Genomic DNA, 14,139 nt, shown 5'->3' with positions numbered 1-14,139 from the left:
TTGTTGTTGTAATGGAGTTTCAGAAGGTGGTCTTGAACGAGGCAGTGACCATGCCGCGGTCCTTGAGCAGCGGCGCCAGGCCGGCCTGCGACGTGATCTGCCCGGGGATGCACTGGTAGCGCCCGTTGGTGCCTGGGGTGTTGTTGTCGGTACCGCTCGAGCAGGTATCGAACTTGCCGAAGGAGTCGACGTACTTCAGGTCGAATTTGTATTTTTGGTAGACATCGGCGGCGATCCCCACCGAATAGCTGCCAGAGTCCTCGTTACCGCCCAGCTGGATGGCCGAGTTACCCTTGAGGCCGACGTTGTAGGACAGCGGCATCGACACATCGACCCCCGGCAGCGCCTGGAACCAGGTCGGGGTGAAGTTGACCGCCAGGGTGTAGGCGTTGGTGGTGACCTTGTCGACGCCGTGGTAGGTGGAGTCGCCCTTGAAGGTCTGCTCACCCTTGTCGACGCTGACCAGGTGGGTCATCGCGCCCTCCACGGCCAACGACGATGCATTCCACAGCGGCGTGGCACCAAACGACACCAGGCCATTGAGCACCACATGGAAGGTCTTGCCGCGGGCCAGCCCGGTTTCACCGTGGCCTGGCACCTCGCCGATCAGGTTGGTGCCGCCGGCGGTGCCGGCCAAGGCCTCGTACAGCGGCCCGTTGATGGTGCTGAAGTTGCTGATCAGCGGCATGTTCTCGCGGTAGTTGACGTCCAACCCCACGCTGACCGGGCCGACGCTCTTCGCCAGGCTGATGCCGTAGATGTCGATATCGTCGGCGTAAGCGGCCATGTAGCTGCTGCCGGCCAGGCTGCCGGTGTGCAGGTTGGGGGCGTTGATCAGCACGGCCGGGGTCGGGTCGGAGGTGTTGCGGTAGTAGAAGCCCAGGGTGCCGTCGAGCCATTCTGGGCTCCACTTGGCCATCAGGCCGAAGTCACCCGTGTTGTGGGGGCGAATGTCATGCCCGCGTGGCGCGCCGTAGAAGGCACCGGCACCGCCGACGGCATTGGGCACCGGCAGCCAGAAAATCTCACCGCCGTCGCCCAGCATGTCATAGGCACCCATGTAGGTACCGCCTTCGGGCAGGCGCGAGTTCTCGAACTCGAGGAAGTACTGCGCGGCCAGGGTCAGTTCAGGGTTGACCGTGTAGCTCAGCGACAACTGCTTGCGCGGCAGGAACAGTTCTTTGGTTTCGGTACCCGGCACGTTGTACAGCTTGGCCAGGTCCAGGGCCGACTGGCCATAGTTGATGCCGTTGGCGGCGTTGAACAGGGTCTCGCCCCAGTACACCGAGTGCCAGCCCAGCTTGCCGCTCAGCATCGACTCGTCGCCGATTTCGGTGTTGTAGAACACGAAGGCATCCAGAAACTCGCCCGACGGGCCGTTGTAGTAACGGTCGCTGTAACGGCTCAGGCCATGGTGGCGTGCCGGGCCACCGGCCAGCACGGTACCCGCCGGCAAGCCACCGGCCGGGCGTGCCAGCACCAGGTTGCCAGCGTTACCGGCTTGGCCGGGGAACGGGTTGGAATTGGACCCCACGTCGTCATAGGCATGGTCGTACCAGCTGGCCGCGCTGACACGCATGCCCAGGGTGTTCTGATAGACCACATCCAGCTCGGTGAGCAGGTCGAGGCGCTGGGTGACCGCGCTACCGACGCTGAAATTCTTGTCGCCGTCATTGAGGTTGGCGGTGCGGGCGATCTTGGCGTTTTCGCCTTCGACCCGCTGGCCATAGCTGAGCTTGGCGGTGTTGTCGAAGCGCACGCTCCAGTCAGGGTTGGCGATGTCCAGCTGGAATGCCTGGGCAGCCGGCGCACCGGCGACCAGCAGCAACGTAGCCATCACGTTACGGCGGGGAAGGCAGAAGAGAACGTTTTTATTGTTGTTCATGCGATGTCTCTGCGTGGGGGTTAGGCGCGGCTCAGCGATCGAGTTGCTGTATCAGGGCCTCGGCTTGGGGCCACGGGCCGTAGCCCGAGGCAGGGTTGAGGTGGCCAACGGCACCGAGTTCGACCAGCGCGCTGCCCCACTGCGTGGCCAGGCCGGCGACTGCGGTCAGGCTGGCCAGGTGGTCGTTGCTGCTGGCGGCTACCAGGCTGGGGAACGGCAGCGGGCCGCCTGGCAATGGCGCCCAACCCTGGGCGCGCAGGGAATCCGGGGTGGGATAGCCTTGTGGCCAATCGCTGTGCAGGTCTGGCGGTGCGGCCAGCAAGGCGCCCTTGATCGGCCGCTGATAGCGCGCCGCCCAGTGCGCCACCATCAGCACGCCGGCGCTGTGCGCGACCAGGATCACCGGGCCCTCGATTTGCGCCAGCTCACGCTCGATCGCTTCGCCCCGTGCCGTGCAGTTGAGCTTGTCGGTTTCCAGTGGCGGCACCGCACGCACCTTGGCCAGGCGCGCCTGCAACAGGGTCTGCCAATGTTCAGGTACATGGTCGCGCAGACCAGGAACGATCAGCACGGTGGCGGCGGTTTGCAGTTTTTCCATGTCAGGGCCCTTGCTCTGTTCACTCGGTCGATTGCCGACTGCTTGAGGGCCAGAGTAATGAGTCGGTCCGGCACACGCTTTACATTGCGCGTCACGGATTTTTCAGTTGATGACACGGCCGTCGCGACCTCCCGCAGCCCCCTCGCCACGGGCGACCAACGGCAGGAAAATGGCTTTGCATCTGATGACACAGGCGCTATAAGTGACTATCCGCCAGCGCAGCGGGATGCCCATCAAGAACACGTGGAAAACAACAATATGACCGTGCTCGCCCGAGCGGCTTCGCTCACCAACTACCTGGAAGTTTCCCGCCACTTGGGCCTTAACGGCCATGGCCTGCTGGCCCAGGCTGGCCTCAGTGCGTCCTTGCTCGAAGCGCCTGACCAGCGCATCCCGGTGGCTGCCGCCGTCAGCGTACTTGAAGAATCGGCGCGGCTGAGCGGCTGCGAAGCCTTCGGCCTGCGCATGGCCGAACTGCGCCAGTTGTCGGATTTTGGCGAGGTCAGCCTGCTGATCAGCCACCAGCATTCGCTGCGCGATGCGCTGCAGGTGATCGTGCAGTACCGCCATGTGCTCAATAATGCGCTGGCGATCCACATCGAAGAAACCGGCAAGACGGTGATCATCCGCCAGGAGGTCATCACCGAGCAGCCGATACACAGCCGCCAGGCCATCGAGCTGGCCATCGGTGTGATGCACCGCTTCTGCTCAGCGCTGCTAGGCGCCCACTGGCACCCGATCAGCGTCAATTTCACCCATGCCGCCCCTGCCGACGTGGCCATTCACCGGCGCATTTTTGGCTGCAAGCTGGAGTTCAACAGCGACTTCAACGGCATCGTCTGCTCGGCCTCCGACCTGGACACGGCCAACCCGCAGGCCAACGAAGCCATGGCGCGGCTCGCCCAGCGCTACGTGTGTACGCTGCAGGATGACGGCAACCCCTCCCTGGTGCACGAGGTGCGCAAGTCGATTTTTTTGCTGATGCCCATGGGCCGCGCCACCATCGAACACATCGCCCAGACCCAAGGCATGAACGTGCGCACCTTGCAGCGCCGGCTGGAAGAAGAAGGCGCCACCTTCAGCGAGCTGGTCAATGGCGTGCGCCGCGACCTGGTGCTGCGCTACCTGGAAAGCCCCGGCTATTCGCTGGGGCGTATCGCCGACATGCTCGGCTATTCCATGCACAGTTCGTTCACCCGCTGGTTCATCAGCCAGTTCGGCCAGCCACCGGCCACCTGGCGTGTTCAGCATGACCTGCCCACGCCACTCAAACGCGCCCGCAGCGCGGCCCAGGGGCCCGTCACCACGCGCTGAGCGCGTGGTGTTACAAGCCGAAGCGCAACAGCACCAGCACCAGCGCCACCAAGAACACCGTCTCGCCGACCATCAGCAAAATCGGCTTGATGCCCACGGCGGCCAGCTCCTTGAGCTGAGTCTTCATGCCCAGGGCACTGATCGACACCACCAGGCACCAGCGCGACAGCTCGTTGACCCCACCCTGCACGGCCAACGGCACCCACCCGGTGCTGTTGATGCAGGCCAGCGCCAGAAACCCCACCGCGAACCAGGGCAGCAATGGCGGGCGCTTGCCTGCGGTGTCGGTACCCTGGCGGCGCGAGATCATGGCCGCGACAACAATCACCGGCACCAACATGGCGACGCGCATCAGCTTGACCACCGTGGCGGTGTCGCCGGTTTCGGGCGACATGCTGTAGCCCGCCCCCACTACCTGGGCGACGTCATGGATCGTCGCGCCAAGAAAGACCCCGGCAGCCTGTGGCGACAGGCCGAGCGCGTTGGCGATCATTGGGTAGAGGATCATCGCCAGGGTCGACAACGCCGACACACCGATCACGGTGAACAGGGCGGATTCAATCGATCGTCGCAACACAAGATTGTTGAACAGATTTTAGATACTCATTCAGAGCTTCAGCGGGTGTTTTCCAGCCGAGTGTCGCTCCTCGCCCCGTTAATTTTTGCATCCATCCTGCGGGTCGCCCCATAAACACCTCGATCAAGGTGTTGCGACGACCAGTTGAATCCGCCCAGCGTCGCCCGCTCTTTTTGCGGGTGGCTGGGCAGCGCAGCGGCCAGCGCCAACGCCGCCGAGGCGCCGCAGATCGCCGTGGCGCCACCGGTGAGCATGCCGAACAGGCGCTGGAACCCCAGGGCCTTGGCCGCCACCATCGACACGCCGATGGTCACCACCACCAGGATCACCACCAGTGCGACGGCCTTCCAGCCCAGGCCTGCCATCTGCTCCAGGGTGATGCGCATGCCCAGCAATGCCACGCCCAGGCGCAACACCGTGCGTGCGGTGAATTCAATGCCGGCTTTGCATTTGCCATCGCTGGCCAGAAAATTCAGTGCCAGGCCTAGTAGCAGGGCGAACAGCATGACCGGCGCGCCATAATGCTCCGCCAGAAAGCTTGCCGCCCCAGCGGCAATCAGGCTGACGCTAAGCCCCGGCGCCAACTCCCGCGCGCGGTGGTTGACCTGGGCAAGCGCAAGGGTGCTCATGACACCACCTCCTGGCCGGTGATGATGATAAAGACCTGGTTGCCCTCCACCTCCACCGGGTAGCTGGCCACTTTGAGTGCCTTGGAATTGAGCAGGTAGCCGCTGGCAAGGTCAAAGCGCAGGCCATGGGCGCGGCACTGGATCACAGCGCCGTCCAGTTGCCCGGCGCACAACGATGAACCCTGGTGCGGGCAGCTGTCGTCGATGGCCAGCAAACGCCCGTCGACATTAAACAACGCCAGGCTTTTGCCCCCGTGTTCGAACAGCACACGCTCGCCGACGCCGGGCACGCGCTGGGCCGGTACCTCGATACGCCCGTTCACGCCTGCACCCCCGCCGAACGCGACAGCGCCAGGTGCATGGCGTCGAGCAGTTGTTCTGCCGGTTGGGCACCGAACACGCGCAGGTGGTCGTCGAAGACGAAACACGGCACGCCCCTGCTGGCGATGTCGGCGCTGGCACTGATGAACGGCCGGCCATCAGCGCTCAGGCTCCCGGCCAGCGCGGCAGGTGTAAAGCCGCACTGGTCGGCGATGCGCAACAGGGTGTCGCGATCGCCCAAGTCTTCGCCCTCGCGGAAATACGCGGCAAACAGCCGCTCCAACAGCGCCTCGACCTGTTGCTCGCTGCCCAGCTCGACCGCATGCAGCAGCAGGCGATGGGCGTCGGCAGTATTGGGCATGCGCGCGATCCGGCTGAAGTCGATCAGCTCGCCCACGGCACGCGCAGCCTCCTGCACTTGCCCCTGGCGTTGCCGCACCGCCTCGTCGCTGCCCAGGCGGCGGCGGTAGAAGTCGGCGAACGGCTGGCCGGTTGCGGGCAGGTCGGGCAACAGCTGCACGCCGTGCCAGGCCAGGGTGACCTCGACCTCGGGCCGGGCTTCGCGCAACTGAGCCAGCGCGGTTTGCAGTTGCCGCTTGCCGATCAGGCACCACGGGCAGATGAAATCGAAATACACGTCAATCGACAGCGAATGCTTCACGTACGGGCCTCCAGTACAGGCTCGACAGGCGCTTGCGGGCTATTGCCACAGGCCAGGCGCGCCATGTCAGGGTGGTAGTGGCGCTTGGCGTAGAAAAACACCGCGGCGGCGGCGATGCTGATCAACGGCACCAGTTGAAAGGCGGCTTGCAGGCCGATCAGGTCGGACACCTTGCCGGTGATCAACGGGCCTGTGGCCAGGCCGAGCAGGTTGTTGCTCAGCGTCAGGGTGGCGAATGCCGTGCCATGCACCGCGTAGTGGGTCAGGTTGGCGACCATGGCACTGGACGGGCCATTGGTGCCTGCGGCAATCATCATGCCTAGGCAGATCAGGACCAGTTGCGGCAGGCCCGCCGGCATGGCGAAGGCCACCGACAGCAGCACACAGCTGCCCAGGCAGTAGGCGATGGCCAGGCTGATCTTGCGATCAGGGCGATCGCGCCCCATGCGGTCGCACAACATGCCGCACAGCACGATGCCGACGCCGCTGCACAGCACGATGATTGCTGCCACGGCGCCGGCCCGGTCGGTGCTCATGGCGTAGTAGCGGTTCAGGTAGCTGGGGATCCAGACGATCACCGTGCCGCCGACGAACAGCTGCAAGCCGCTGCCGACATAGGCGCTGATCACCGAGCGGCTTGAATAGAGCGTGCGCAGCGGGCGCAAAGCCTTCAAGGCGGCCTTGTCGCTGGCGCTTGCCTGATTTTTCGGGGCAATGCGCGCCTCGCGTACGATCAGCGGGTAGAGCAGCGCCAGGGCCAGGCCGAAAAACGCCATGCCGGCGAACGCCCAGCGCCAACCCAGGTGCTGGGCCATCACGCCGCCCAGGGCCATGCCCAGCACCGAGCCGAACATGCCACCGGCCATGAACGACCCGGCCAAGGTGGCACGCATCTCACGCGGGAACACCGCTACCACCACGGCAATACCGACGCTGCCATAGGCAGCTTCGCCGACACCGACCAGAAAGCGCGCGATGAACATCTGCTGGTAGTTTTCGGCGACTGCGCAGCCCAGCGTGGCCAGGCTCCACATCACCGCCATGAAGGTCAGGCTTTTGATGCGGCCGATGCGGTCGGCGAGTAATGACAGCGGAAAGGTCAGCAGCCCGACCATCAGGGCGACGATGCCGCTGAGCAGGCCGAGCTGGCTGTCGCTGAGCTGCCATTCCTGCTTCAACAGGGGGAACACGGCGTTGAGCACCTGCCGCGACATGTAGTCGGAGATCAACAGGCCGAAGGTCAGGGCAAAGACGATCCAGGCATAGCGCCGGGGGATGCCCAGTGATGTATCCGTGCCTGGGTCCGTCGCACCGGTGTGATAGGTGGCCATGCTGCCTCCTCGGGTATCTGGCTTGGGTTGTTTTTGTTGTTATGAACAAATGCCAAAATCTGTGCTGCGGGTACTGGCCTCATGCCTCGCGTCAGACGCGCGCCCCTTGTAGGAGCAGCCTTGCGCTGCGAAGAGGCCAGTGAAAGAACCGCAAATTTTCGCAGTAATCACGGGCCTCTTCGCAGCACAAGGCTGCTCCTACAGGGAGTGAGACCTGTGCCTTAGGCGCGCTGTGGCACGCCCTTCTGGCCTGGCCGGCGGTTCGGCGCCATGCCGTTGGCCAGCAAGGTTTCCTCGACGGATGCGTACTGCTCGCCGATCCGGTAGATCGCCCGGGCTTCCTTGCCATTGGCCACTTCACGCCCCAGCTCATGCGCCACGCGCACGGTCTGCTGAATCTGCTGCACCGAGGTGAACGGCTTGCCGTGCTGGTCGATGATGGTGTCTTCGATACCACAGCGCGGGTGCAAGCCCATGGCCAGGGCCATGGTGTTGAACGGCAGCACGTTCTTGAGCAGCGACTCTGCGGTCAGGGTGCAGCCATCCGGCGCACGGTGCACAAAATTGAAGAAGTTGAACGGGTTCGGGCCATCGAAACCGCCACCAATGCCGATCCAGGTCAGGTTCAGCGGGCCTTTGTAAACGCCTTTGCGCACCAGGCGCTCGAGGGTTTCCAGGGCATGCATGCCGGTCAGCTGGAAATGCGGCTGGATATTGCTGGCCTGCAGCCGACGCAGGTGCTCCTCGACCCAGGCCGGCCCGGCGGGCACGGTCATTTCACTATAGGCGGCCTGGATCCCAGGGTTGGCCAGCGATGTACCTTCCAGATATTCGGGGTACAGCAGCTCCATGATGTTCATCTGGGTGGTGTTGATCGCCACCGTCACCTGGTCAGGCTTTGGGGTCAGCTCGGCCAGCATGTGGCGGGTGTCGTCGCTCAGCCACTTGGCCGCTTCACCCTCGCCTTCGGGTGCGAACGAAATCGAGCCGCCGACCTGGATGATCATGTCCGGCACCGCTTCACGCACCCCGGCGATCAGCTCGTTGAACTTAGACAGGCGCTTGGAGCCGGTACCATCGAGTTCACGCACGTGCAGGTGCAGTACAGTGGCGCCGGCTTCGTAGCAATCGACTGCCTTTTGCACCTGCTCGTCCATGGTCACCGGAATGTCCTGGGGGAAATCGTCGGGCATCCACTCGGGGCCATAGGGGGCCACGGTGATGACTACCTTTTCCATGTTTTCCGGGTGCAGCGAGTCGTCGAAGAATTGCATGTCTGATCCTCAGTCTTGTTCTTGTCTGTTCAGAAAGTGCTGTCGCCCATGATCCCGGCTCGCTCCATCTTGCGGTGGCAGGCCGGGTAGTCCATGACGGCGTAGTGCTGGGTGCTGCGGTTGTCCCAGATGGCGATGCTGTTGGGTGTCCAGCGCCAGCGCACCTGGTACTCGGGGATGTACACCTGGCTCACCAGGTAGCGCAGCAAGTCGGCGGCGCCGGGGTTGGCGTCCTGGCCGAAGCGCACGCGCTCGGGGGTGTGGTAGTTGGTGAAGTGGGTGGCGAAGGCATTGACAAACAGCACCTTCTCGCCGGTTTCCGGGTGGGTGCGCACCACCGGGTGCTCGGCATCCGGGTAGCGGGCCTTGAGCGCCAGGCGCTTGTCGGTCGGCATGGCGGCGCCGAAGCTGGCTTCGATGCTGTGGCGGGCGCGCAAGCCCTCGATGCGGGCCTTGACCTCGGCCGGCAGGTTGGCGTAGGCCAGCACCATGTTCGCCCACATGGTGTCGCCGCCCACCGGCGGGCACTCCACGCAGCGCAGCACGCAGCCCATTGGCGGGGCTTCGCGCCAGGTGGCGTCGGTGTGCCAGGCGTTTTCGTAGCGGTCGGCCGGCTGGTCGGGGCGTTTGTAGATTTGCACCAGGCCCGGGTGCTCCGGGTCGCTGCCAGCGACGGGGTGATCCTCCAGCTCACCGAAGCGACGGGCGAACGCCACGTGCTCGGCGCGGCTGATGGCCTGGTCGCGCAAAAACAGCACCCGGTGCTTGAGCAGCTGGGCGCGAATCTCGGCGAACAGGCCGTCATCGTGAATGGCATCGGCCAGCCTGACGCCGACCAGTTCGGCACCGATGGCGCAGGTCAGTTGTTCGACTTGCATGGCAGTGCCCTCAGATGACGAAGATCGACGAGCCGGTGGTCTTGCGCGACTCCAGGTCACGGTGCGCCTGCACCGCATCCTGCAAGGCGTAGTGCTGGTTGATCTCGATGCGGATGCGGCCGCTGCTGACATGGTCGAACAGCTCGCTGGCCAGGCGGGTCTTCTCTGCCGGGTCGGCGATGTAGTCGGCCAGGGCCGGCCGGGTCATGAACAACGAGCCTTTGATCGCCAGCAACTGCGGGTCGAACGGTTCGATCTTGCCGGACGCGGTGCCCACGCACACCATCAGGCCACGGCGCTTGAGCGAGTCCAGCGAGCCCATGAAGGTGTTGCGCCCGACACTGTCGAACACCACGTTGACGCCTACGCCATCGGTCAGCTCGCGCACGCGCTGGGCGACGTCTTCGTGGCTGTAGTTGATGGTGTGGTCGCAGCCATGGGCGCGGGCCACTGCCGCCTTGGCGTCAGTGGAGACGGTGCCGATCACGGTCAGGCCGAGCAGCTTGGCCCACTGCGAAACGATCAGGCCGACGCCACCGGCCGCCGCGTGCAGCAGGATGCTGTCACCGGGCTTGAAGTCGTACAGGCGGCGCATCAGGTACGAGGCCGTCAGGCCGCGCATGGTCATGGCGGCCGCCGTCTCGAAGGAGATGGTTTCCGGCAGTTTGATCAACGGCGCGGCGGGGATCAGGCGCTCGGTGCTGTAGGCGCCGAGGGTGTTGAGGAAGCCGGTGTAGGTCACTCGGTCGCCGACCACCACATGGCTGACGCCCTCGCCTACCGCCTGCACCACACCCGACGCTTCCACGCCCATGCCGTTGGCCAGCGGGATCGGGTAGGTGCCATTGCGAAAATAAGTGTCGGCGTAGTTCAGGCCAACCGCCACGTGGCGCAGGCGCACCTGCCCAGGGCCGGGCTCGCCGACGTCGACGTCTTCGTAACGCAGGACCTCAGGCCCTCCGGTTTCGTAGAAACGTACCGCTTTGGCCATGCCAATCTCCCTCTTGTCATTGTTGTTGAGCACACAAAGTGCGTCTTGAGGGGCAATTTAGGCCGTTGCGCCAAGCGCCGCTTATCATCGGACGACAACGGTTTTACAGTTGATGACAGCGCGCCTGGCGCAGGGGCTCAGAACGCCGAAAGGCCGCCGTCGACGGCGATGGCCACCTGATTCTGATAGCTGTCGTGCTTCATTTGGCGGCCCCCGTGGCCGCGCGGGCGAGGATCTTTTTCGCCAGGCTCATGCGGTGCACTTCGTTGGGGCCGTCATAGATGCGGAAGCTGCGGGCATCGCGAAAGATCCGCTCGACGATTGACTCGCCGGTAACGCCCTGCCCGCCCAGCACCTGCACACTGCGGTCGATCACCCGCCAGATCGCCTCCGAGCTGAGCACCTTGGCCATGCTCGACTCGACGTTACCCCGCTCGCCCTGGTCCAACACCCAGGCGCAATGCCAGATCGCCAGGCGCGTGGCATGCAGGTCCATCTCGTTGTCGGCGAGCATGAAACCCACCCCTTGGTGCTCGCCCAGGGACTTGCCGAACGAGACCCGGCGGTTGGCGTAGGCACAGGCCTCGTCATGGGCGCGGCGGGCCTGGCCCAGCCAGCGCATGCAGTGGGTCAGGCGCGCTGGCGCCAGGCGCACCTGGGCGTAACGGAAGCCTTTGCCCACTTCGCCGAGCACATCGTTGGCCGGCACCCGCAGGTTTTCGAAACGCAACACCGCATGGCCGCCGGCAAAGCAGCTGTCCAGCGAGTCCATCATGCGCTCCAGAATGAAGCCCGGGCGGTCGGTGTCGGTCAGGAACATCGTCGCGCTGCCGTCTTCCATGCGCGCCATGATGATCGCCAGCTGCGCGCCTTCGGCCCCGGTGATTAACCATTTCTGGCCATTGATAACGTAGTCGTCACCGTCACGCACGGCCAAGGTGGTCAGCATCGAGGGGTCGGAACCGGCGCCAGGGCTGGGCTCGGTCATGGCGAAGCACGAGCGGATATGGCCCTGCACCAGTGGCCGCAGCCAGCGGTCTTTTTGCGCCGGCGTGGCCACCTGCTCCAACAGGTGGATATTGCCCTCGTCCGGGGCGTGGATGTTCAGGGCCACCGGGCCGAGTGGCGAATAGCCCGCTTCTTCGAAAATGATCGCCTTCTCGACATGGCTCAAGCCCAGGCCACCCATTTCACGCGCGGCATGCGGGGTCAGCAGGCCGTGCTCGCGGGCCCGATCGAGCAGCACCTGGCGCAGTTCGGGCGAGGGGCCGTGGGCGGTCTGGCGGCGGTCGTGCTCCAGGGGGATGACGCTTTCGGCAATGAACTGCCGGGTCTTGGCTTGCAGGGCGAGCAGCTCGGCTGAAAGGGCGAAATGCATGGTGGGGTTCCTTGTAGAGGGAAAGGCTCAGGCGTGCAGGCGGCGCGGGTGGATGGCGGCATGCAGGTGCTCCATCACGGTTTTGTCGATCGAGGCCTTGCCGGGGTCGTACGGGGTGTAGTTGAGGGTGCGGATGAACGCGTGCTGTGCTTGCGTGCCGGCCATGTCGATATCGACGATGTTCAGGCAAGCAGGGTCTTGTTCGAAGGCGGCCAGCCCGCCTAGCCCGGCGCCGCTGGCCCAGGCCAGGAGGATGCGGTTGACGGCGTCGTGGCTGACCAGCAGCAACGATGTCCAGCCGGGCTCGGCCAGCAATTGCTGGAAGCTGTCCAGCACCCGTTGCTGGAACGCCACCCAAGGCTCGCCGCGCAAAAAGGCGCCGCCGGGGCGGTCGGCCAGGTGATAGGCCTGGGCCACTTCGCGGTGCAGGCAGCCAGGGGGGATTTCCCGCAGGCGGCCGGCACGTATCTCGCGCAAGGCGGCGCGCTGCTCCACCGCCAAGGTGCGCGGGCCCAGCAGTTGGTCGAGGGTCTGGCGGGTGCGCGGGTAGTCCGAACACACCGCCCGGTCGAACCGGGTGTGCGCCAGCACCTGGCCCAACGCCTGGGCCTGGGCCACGCCTTGCGCGGACAGCGGCACATGGCGCGGGTCGAGGGGCCGGCCATCGGCGTCGAAGTAATCGACATGGCCATGCCGAACCAGGTAGCAGCGGCGACGCTGTGCGGGCTGGTCAGTCATGGGCCAGCACCTTCGGGTTGCTGATGCTCAACTGCGCCCGGTTGATCGCCCGCAGCGCCGCCAGTAAACGTGTTGGGTCCTGATCGTAGGCGCCTTGGCGAATGCGCCGTGCCAGCAACGCACGGGCCTGTTCAAGCCCCGTCGCTGCCTGGCCGTGCTGCGCCAGCAAGGCCTCCAGGGCCTGGCGCTCGACCTCGGCACAGTCCGCCGCCTGCGCCAGTTCGCGGCTGGCGATCAACATGGCGCTGGCGACCATCCGGCCTTGATAGTGCAACCCTTTCGGCAACGCCGGCAGTAGATGGGTGAGCAGGGTGTCGCGCGCCGTCACAAGCAGGTCGCGGGCATCGGGCTGGTTCATGCGTGGCCTCCACGGGTGAGCAAGAGGATTTCCTGTTCGAGTTCGCTGACCATCCGCCCGGTCAGCGCCAGCTCCAGCGAGCGTTGCTGGCCAGACACATGGCGTTCGGCCTGCTGCAGGGCGATTACCGCCCAGCGCAGGTGGGCCATGACCTGCCAGAAGCGCAGCGCCTGGCTGTCCAGTTCCAGCGCCGACACGCTGCGGTATCCGGCGAGCAAGTCCTGCAGATGGCCGATGCCGCCCGCCTCCAGGTCCGGCCGGCCGAAGCGCCAGCAGCGCGCGGTGAACCAGCCCAGGTCTTCACGCGGGTCACCCCAGCCAGCGAACTCCCAGTCCAGTACGCCGCTAAGTGCACCGGCCTCGACCATGTAGTTGCCGGTGCGGTAGTCGCGGTGCAGCAGGCACGTGGGCAAGGGCGCAGGCTTGTTCAGCTCACACCAGCGCAAGCCCCACTCCAGCACCGGGTGGTTGCCTGGCAAGGCATCCAGAAACTGGCGGTACTGGTCGACGCTGGCTTGCACCGTGTCGGGTGCAGCGGCGGGCAGAAACGCCAGCGCCTGCTGCGGCGGGCGTACCTGATGCAGGCGCGCCAGGTTGGCGCCCAACTGCCGGCACAGTGCCGGGTTGCCCTGGGGCGCGCCTTGGGCGGACGTCAGGCGGTGGCCACTGGCAGTGCCGGCCAGCGCCTGCATGATGAAAAAGCCGCGGCCGATGACCTGCGGGTCCTGGCACAACCAAAGGGGCTTGGGTACGTTGACACCGGCTTGGTGGACCACGTCGAGCACTGCGAACTCCTGCTCGCGGGTCATGCTGGCGGCTACTGCGGAAGCAGCGTCGGTGCGCAGTACCCAACGCTGTGGTTGGCCTGCGACTTCGGCCTCGAGCAGCCAGTTTTCCTGGATGGCACCGCCTGACAATCGCTCGCTGCGGGTGAGGGTCACGGGGTGACTGTCGAGTTGGTTTTGTAGGTAGGTAGAGAGCCGTGAATGGGCGTCTGGGATGTCGATGCGAGCGCTGGGGGGGAGCGCGGGATGGGTGATGGGCATGGTGGGTCCAATTGGCTGGTCGTTCGTGGACTAGCCGATTGCAAGATGATTGCCAGGTCGTTTATTGGTTTTATTATTTTTTATTAATCAATGATTTATAGCGATTTTTGGGTTTGATTTGATGGTGGATTTGAACGGGGCGGTTTCAAATTTGAACGGG

The 14,139-nt window shown here is 64.8% G+C and carries 13 protein-coding genes and 2 pseudogenes; 1 reads left to right on the top strand and 14 read right to left on the bottom strand.

Going from position 1 to position 14,139, the window contains the following annotated elements; translation table 11 throughout:
• Window positions 1-19: 19 nt before the first annotated feature.
• On the bottom strand, window positions 20-1,885 hold the full coding sequence (locus ACMCNM_RS12410) for a DUF1302 domain-containing protein (RefSeq protein WP_412764458.1): 1,866 nt from the start codon (window positions 1,883-1,885) through the stop codon (window positions 20-22).
• 31 nt (window positions 1,886-1,916) lie between these two features.
• Window positions 1,917-2,483: an RBBP9/YdeN family alpha/beta hydrolase gene (locus ACMCNM_RS12405; protein WP_412764457.1), complete on the bottom strand. Its 567-nt coding sequence runs from the start codon at window positions 2,481-2,483 to the stop codon at window positions 1,917-1,919.
• Between the two features lie 258 nt (window positions 2,484-2,741).
• On the opposite strand from ACMCNM_RS12405, the gene ACMCNM_RS12400 reads away from it, so the two are divergent.
• Window positions 2,742-3,797: an AraC family transcriptional regulator gene (locus ACMCNM_RS12400; protein ID WP_412764456.1), complete on the top strand. Its 1,056-nt coding sequence runs from the start codon at window positions 2,742-2,744 to the stop codon at window positions 3,795-3,797.
• A 10-nt stretch (window positions 3,798-3,807) separates the two neighbouring features.
• Here the strand turns inward: ACMCNM_RS12400 and ACMCNM_RS12395 are convergent.
• The 12 genes and pseudogenes from ACMCNM_RS12395 to ACMCNM_RS12340 form a co-directional block, all read right to left on the bottom strand.
• Window positions 3,808-4,347, bottom strand: a pseudogene (locus ACMCNM_RS12395) (YeiH family protein); the annotation flags it as partial.
• Window positions 4,348-4,532: 185 nt separating this feature from the next.
• Window positions 4,533-5,003 (bottom strand): annotated as a pseudogene (locus tag ACMCNM_RS12390) (putative sulfate exporter family transporter); the annotation flags it as partial.
• Entirely contained in the window at window positions 5,000-5,326 is a 327-nt protein-coding gene (locus ACMCNM_RS12385) for a Rieske (2Fe-2S) protein (RefSeq protein ID WP_099429632.1), read from the bottom strand. The pseudogene ACMCNM_RS12390 and the gene ACMCNM_RS12385, both read right to left, overlap by 4 nt.
• Window positions 5,323-5,985, bottom strand: coding sequence for a DsbA family oxidoreductase (locus tag ACMCNM_RS12380; RefSeq protein WP_412764455.1), 663 nt, complete (start codon window positions 5,983-5,985; stop codon window positions 5,323-5,325). Before ACMCNM_RS12380 ends, ACMCNM_RS12385 begins: the two co-directional genes overlap by 4 nt.
• Window positions 5,982-7,316: an MFS transporter gene (locus ACMCNM_RS12375; protein WP_412764454.1), complete on the bottom strand. Its 1,335-nt coding sequence runs from the start codon at window positions 7,314-7,316 to the stop codon at window positions 5,982-5,984. Before ACMCNM_RS12375 ends, ACMCNM_RS12380 begins: the two co-directional genes overlap by 4 nt.
• A 221-nt stretch (window positions 7,317-7,537) precedes the next feature.
• Window positions 7,538-8,590: a 3-keto-5-aminohexanoate cleavage protein gene (locus ACMCNM_RS12370; protein WP_027596390.1), complete on the bottom strand. Its 1,053-nt coding sequence runs from the start codon at window positions 8,588-8,590 to the stop codon at window positions 7,538-7,540.
• A gap of 29 nt (window positions 8,591-8,619) precedes the next feature.
• Window positions 8,620-9,468 (bottom strand): TauD/TfdA dioxygenase family protein, encoded by an 849-nt coding sequence (locus tag ACMCNM_RS12365; protein WP_412764453.1) that lies wholly within the window; start codon window positions 9,466-9,468, stop codon window positions 8,620-8,622.
• A 10-nt stretch (window positions 9,469-9,478) separates the two neighbouring features.
• Complete coding sequence (locus tag ACMCNM_RS12360) at window positions 9,479-10,459, bottom strand: quinone oxidoreductase family protein (RefSeq protein ID WP_099429635.1); 981 nt, start codon at window positions 10,457-10,459, stop codon at window positions 9,479-9,481.
• A 199-nt stretch (window positions 10,460-10,658) separates the two neighbouring features.
• Complete coding sequence (locus ACMCNM_RS12355; RefSeq protein WP_412764452.1) at window positions 10,659-11,837, bottom strand: acyl-CoA dehydrogenase family protein; 1,179 nt, start codon at window positions 11,835-11,837, stop codon at window positions 10,659-10,661.
• Between the two features lie 27 nt (window positions 11,838-11,864).
• The gene (locus tag ACMCNM_RS12350; protein WP_412764451.1) at window positions 11,865-12,575 is read right to left on the bottom strand and encodes a histidine phosphatase family protein; all 711 of its coding nucleotides are present in this window, start codon (window positions 12,573-12,575) and stop codon (window positions 11,865-11,867) included.
• Window positions 12,568-12,933 (bottom strand): DUF6285 domain-containing protein, encoded by a 366-nt coding sequence (locus tag ACMCNM_RS12345; RefSeq protein ID WP_027596385.1) that lies wholly within the window; start codon window positions 12,931-12,933, stop codon window positions 12,568-12,570. Before ACMCNM_RS12345 ends, ACMCNM_RS12350 begins: the two co-directional genes overlap by 8 nt.
• The gene (locus ACMCNM_RS12340; RefSeq protein WP_412764450.1) at window positions 12,930-13,979 is read right to left on the bottom strand and encodes a phosphotransferase family protein; all 1,050 of its coding nucleotides are present in this window, start codon (window positions 13,977-13,979) and stop codon (window positions 12,930-12,932) included. Before ACMCNM_RS12340 ends, ACMCNM_RS12345 begins: the two co-directional genes overlap by 4 nt.
• Window positions 13,980-14,139 lie beyond the last annotated feature (160 nt).

The sequence above is a fragment of the Pseudomonas sp. NGC7 genome (assembly GCF_047159675.1).
Taxonomy (GTDB): Bacteria; Pseudomonadota; Gammaproteobacteria; order Pseudomonadales; family Pseudomonadaceae; genus Aquipseudomonas; species Aquipseudomonas kermanshahensis.
The sequence above is the reverse complement of the archived record's forward strand: the minus strand, read 5'-3'. Positions and strand labels throughout refer to the sequence as shown.

Bases quoted from the DNA above. Each gene is read 5' to 3' on its own strand.
- ACMCNM_RS12360 (WP_099429635.1), bottom strand. From the start codon at position 10,459: ATGGCCAAAGCGGTACGTTTCTACGAAACCGGAGGGCCTGAGGTCCTG.
- ACMCNM_RS12355 (WP_412764452.1), bottom strand. From the start codon at position 11,837: ATGCATTTCGCCCTTTCAGCCGAGCTGCTCGCCCTGCAAGCCAAGACC.
- ACMCNM_RS12345 (WP_027596385.1), bottom strand. From the start codon at position 12,933: ATGAACCAGCCCGATGCCCGCGACCTGCTTGTGACGGCGCGCGACACC.
- ACMCNM_RS12400 (WP_412764456.1), top strand. From the start codon at position 2,742: ATGACCGTGCTCGCCCGAGCGGCTTCGCTCACCAACTACCTGGAAGTT.
- ACMCNM_RS12340 (WP_412764450.1), bottom strand. From the start codon at position 13,979: ATGCCCATCACCCATCCCGCGCTCCCCCCCAGCGCTCGCATCGACATC.
- ACMCNM_RS12350 (WP_412764451.1), bottom strand. From the start codon at position 12,575: ATGACTGACCAGCCCGCACAGCGTCGCCGCTGCTACCTGGTTCGGCAT.
- ACMCNM_RS12405 (WP_412764457.1), bottom strand. From the start codon at position 2,483: ATGGAAAAACTGCAAACCGCCGCCACCGTGCTGATCGTTCCTGGTCTG.
- ACMCNM_RS12365 (WP_412764453.1), bottom strand. From the start codon at position 9,468: ATGCAAGTCGAACAACTGACCTGCGCCATCGGTGCCGAACTGGTCGGC.
- ACMCNM_RS12375 (WP_412764454.1), bottom strand. From the start codon at position 7,316: ATGGCCACCTATCACACCGGTGCGACGGACCCAGGCACGGATACATCA.
- ACMCNM_RS12410 (WP_412764458.1), bottom strand. From the start codon at position 1,885: ATGAACAACAATAAAAACGTTCTCTTCTGCCTTCCCCGCCGTAACGTG.
- ACMCNM_RS12370 (WP_027596390.1), bottom strand. From the start codon at position 8,590: ATGCAATTCTTCGACGACTCGCTGCACCCGGAAAACATGGAAAAGGTA.